The organism is Enterococcus sp. DIV1420a, from assembly GCF_051712165.1.
Lineage (GTDB): Bacteria > Bacillota > Bacilli > Lactobacillales > Enterococcaceae > Enterococcus > Enterococcus faecalis.
Window position 1 is genome coordinate 1 of the sequence record NZ_JBIOOI010000006.1, and the last position, 3748, is coordinate 3748.

Genomic DNA, 3748 nt, shown 5'->3' on the forward strand with positions numbered 1-3748 from the left:
GTAAATCGAACTAGAAAGTCTTAGAAAGCCTGTGAGGGCTTTTTAGAGTTTCTGTGAGGCTTTAAGGAGTGGACGGCTAAAAACAAATTCCCACGCTCTTGAATTTCCCAACACCCTTGTTGGGGACGCCCACAAGTGGCGAACGTGTAGAAGGTCGAGGAAATTATTTCCTCGTGGGTTTGGGCAACGCCCAAGGTCTGAAAAATAGAAAAGCTGGTTGTGTCTGTTCGCTGCATTAGCAGAGCGAAGACAGACAACAACCAGCGAATGGGAAAAATTAACAGCCCTGTCTAACAGGCGGTTAAGTGTGCAAGGTACGACCACCCCCCTAGAATTAAATTGGTCGATTCTTTTTTCTCCTGATGTTGGTCTATAAATCAAGTTAAGTGAGAATAAAGTCTGCGACTTTATTCAAAAACAATCGTCCATCGTGTGCAATTTTTCGATCGGAAAGCGGTGTTAGCTGATGGCTCTACCGCTTCCGCCGAAACCACCCGCTGGAAGGTTGTTTTTGTGATGCTAATAATTCTAATAATTTTAATAAAGGCAATCCTACAGTGAATAGGACTGCCTTTTTTGTGTTCGATGCTATAGGTTTGGGCGATGCCTAAGGTTTTGATTTTTTAGCAAAAGCTTGTTATACTGGAGATGCAGATGATATGAGCTCGTTTGTATAACACAAAAGCCAGCCCTTGTAGAGAAGGACTGGCTTTTTTTGTTTTGCTGCAGTTACAAAACAAAATGTGTGGTTAGTGACAACTTGCTTAGTCATTATCTTTCTCGTCTAACCAGTGAGAAACTAGTGTGATTACTAGACCCACAAAGAGTGGGGCAATGACTAATGATATGAGCTCATACATGTATAACACCCCCAATCGGGGCAAGTTGCCAATGTTGAGTATAGCATAAAATTTTTTCGCTTAAATAATTAAATAACAAATTTTTTGAAATAGAGTTCGAATTCAAAAAAAATTTTGAATGGTTTTTGGACGAAAAAAAGAGGCCGTTTTTGGCCTGTTTTTGAGTGGTTTTTTCTTATCTTGATACATAGGCAACTATTTTCGGCAGAAAATCGGGGTCTATGTATGGGTTTATCCCTTGTCGCTCTAAGGAAGCACAAAAAAAAAGATTGCTTTTCCTTGCATATTGTTTTATAGTTTTAGTTGTCCAAACAAAAACGAAAAACAAAAAGGAGAGCAATCTATTTTTTTGTCGGCTTTTCAGCCATAAAATTCAAAATTTATAGATTCAGTATAACAAGATGACTAAGAAAAAACAAGAACTAATTAACGGGAAATTCAGAGAGAAGAAAATAAATTTAAAAAAAGTGATAGGATTCGCAGAAAATCGACTTTCTCAGCGTATGCTGGAGTTAATGGCTAGTTGTGGTTCGTACATGGAACATATTGCGACTTTCGATAAGGAGAAAATGAAATTGGTACAAGCACATTTTTGTAAAAATCGTTTTTGTCCGATGTGTGCCTGGCGGAAATCTTTGAAGGATTCGGTCATGTTATCAGTGATGTTGCAGGCGATTTCTGAAGAAAAAAGTTATCAGTTTCTTTTTATGACGTTAACGACACCTAATGTGAAGGCTGAAGGACTAAACGAAGAAATCAATTTGTTTAATCATGCGTTGTCAAAAATGTTTCGTCGGAAACGAATGCAGAAGTCGATTAAAGGCTATGTACGTAAATTAGAAATCACGTATAACAAGAAGCGGAATGACTATAATCCGCATTTTCACTTAATTTTGGCAGTTAATAAATCTTACTTTACTGACCCAAATTATTATATCAAGCAATCAGAATGGTTAGATATTTGGCGAGAAGTGACTGGAAAAACAGGGATTAATCCTGATGGAACAGACGAAATTACCCAGCTGGATATTCGGAAAGTCAAAGGTTTTCAACAAGAAAAAGCCGCTTTGGAAGTGGCGAAGTATTCTGCGAAAGATTTTGAAATGACGGAGAGCCAGGAAGTTTTTGATACGTTTTATTTGGCATTGAAAGGTCGTCAGCTGATTACGTTTAACGGTGTGTTCAAGGAATACAAGAAAAAATATGAGACCGGCGAGCTTGATTGTTATAAGCAAATCGACGAAAACGAGTATTTTTGGTTTTTGAATTCTTCCTGGATGAAAAACGAATCCAAGTATGCAGTGGATTATCGGGAGTTGTCGGAAGAGGAACGTCAGTTTTTCAAAAATCAGTATGTGGAGGAAAAAGAAGAATAGAGGTGGGGAAAATGACTGAAAGAGAAAAGATTGATTTTATCATTGAGAAAAACTTCAAGGAAGTGGACTTTGATAAAATTGATCAGCTGGCAATTGGGTTGTGGCATTTAACAGATCATAGCGGTGAGATCTTTATTCGGCTTGTTGGCGATAAAGCTCAAATTGCTTTTGATATTGATTTTAAGATAATCTCTGAAGTAGTGGATTTTACTGAATGATGGAGGTGAGAAAATGGCAGAAGAACAAAATAGCAAAAACTGGGTAAAAGAAAGACTTGGCCAAAAAGTCCAAGTGGTTTTTTTAGATGCGAATGTGATGAAAGGCGTCTTGAAAAAGGTTACTCGTTATGAATTGGTTTTAGAAGTGAGCGAAAATAAAGAAGAAGTGGTTGTTTTCAAACATGCGGTGAAATATATTCGCTAAAAAAAGCAGTACAACAAGCTATCGGAAACTTGTGTACTGCTTTTTTTATTTTTTCTACAAGGTAAGTTGATTATATACCTGTTTTTGCTGTAAGACAAATTATTTGTGTGTTTTTTGCAAACGTTTTATACTACAAACAGGTATAGATTTTTTATGTATCACTCTTACTTTTTTGTCTGGTAATCCAACAGGGGACTAGGTTGCCAGGTTTGGCATAAGCACAACGAGAAAAAATCCTGAACTTCTCATACAATGAGTTCAGGATTTTTTCTTTTTTGGAATTATTCTATCTCTATCGTCAAAATAGAATGGTACTGTTATGTGGTGTTAAGTCAATTATAAAACGTTTTCTTGATTTTGCCAATTGTTAATTTTTTTGATATAATGTTAATCTAACATAATTTACTTACACTTACCTTAAGTGTTATATGTTTTGGATTCTTTCTAGACATATAACACTTTTTGTTTTTCAGTCTTTAGATGTATTTTCAAAGATAATAAAAAGAGTTATAATACCGCTGAATAGATTCTAGAACGTTTGAACATTGACAACAAAAGGCTTGCACGTGAGTTTCTTGGTGGCGGGGGGGGGGCTTGAGCTGCCTCCAAAAAGGCAGACAAGGTGGTTTTTGCTGGCAAAAGACAACTCACAGTGAAATTGCGCGAATGCGCAATTTCCCCTACACCCCGACTAGTAACACGGGGTGTAGTTTTCGCAGAATGCGAAACGAAACCGACTATAGATGCCGGTATCACGGGGTTCGTAGCACTTTTAAAAATGCTAGCAAAAAGTAGTGTTTTGCTAGCAAAAAAATAGATTCTCGTTAAATAGCCCTAATTTCGTTTCTAAGGCATTTTAGAGTTCAAGAATAGTATTACACCAGAAATTAATAAAAATCGCTTACGAAGCTTTTTAGAGGCTTTGTAGGCGATTTTGAGTTTCTGGTGTATTTTTTTAGTTCAAAAAAAGTTTGATGAAAAAATTGACAATGTTTTGAAAGTCAGAATCAAATGAGTTAGTCTAAAACGCTCAAATTTGCATTCTAAGCCATTTTAGAAATCGAGACGATAAATAAGGTGCAGTCAACG

General features: G+C 36.6%; 4 protein-coding genes. 3 read left to right on the forward strand and 1 reads right to left on the reverse strand.

Annotated features, from left to right (window positions below; genetic code table 11):
- Positions 1 to 764: 764 nt before the first annotated feature.
- A complete protein-coding gene (locus IGI80_RS18925) occupies positions 765 to 860 on the reverse strand; it encodes a type I toxin-antitoxin system Fst family toxin (protein ID WP_438724289.1) in 96 nt (31 codons plus the stop codon).
- A gap of 401 nt (positions 861 to 1261) precedes the next feature.
- On the opposite strand from IGI80_RS18925, the gene IGI80_RS18930 reads away from it, so the two are divergent.
- The 3 genes from IGI80_RS18930 to IGI80_RS18940 are packed head-to-tail and all read left to right on the forward strand — an operon-like array spanning position 1262 to position 2659.
- Entirely contained in the window at positions 1262 to 2236 is a 975-nt protein-coding gene (locus IGI80_RS18930; protein ID WP_438724290.1) for a protein rep, read from the forward strand.
- Between the two features lie 11 nt (positions 2237 to 2247).
- Entirely contained in the window at positions 2248 to 2454 is a 207-nt protein-coding gene (locus IGI80_RS18935) for a hypothetical protein (protein ID WP_438724291.1), read from the forward strand.
- Between the two features lie 13 nt (positions 2455 to 2467).
- On the forward strand, positions 2468 to 2659 hold the full coding sequence (locus IGI80_RS18940) for a hypothetical protein (RefSeq protein ID WP_438724292.1): 192 nt from the start codon (positions 2468 to 2470) through the stop codon (positions 2657 to 2659).
- Positions 2660 to 3748 lie beyond the last annotated feature (1089 nt).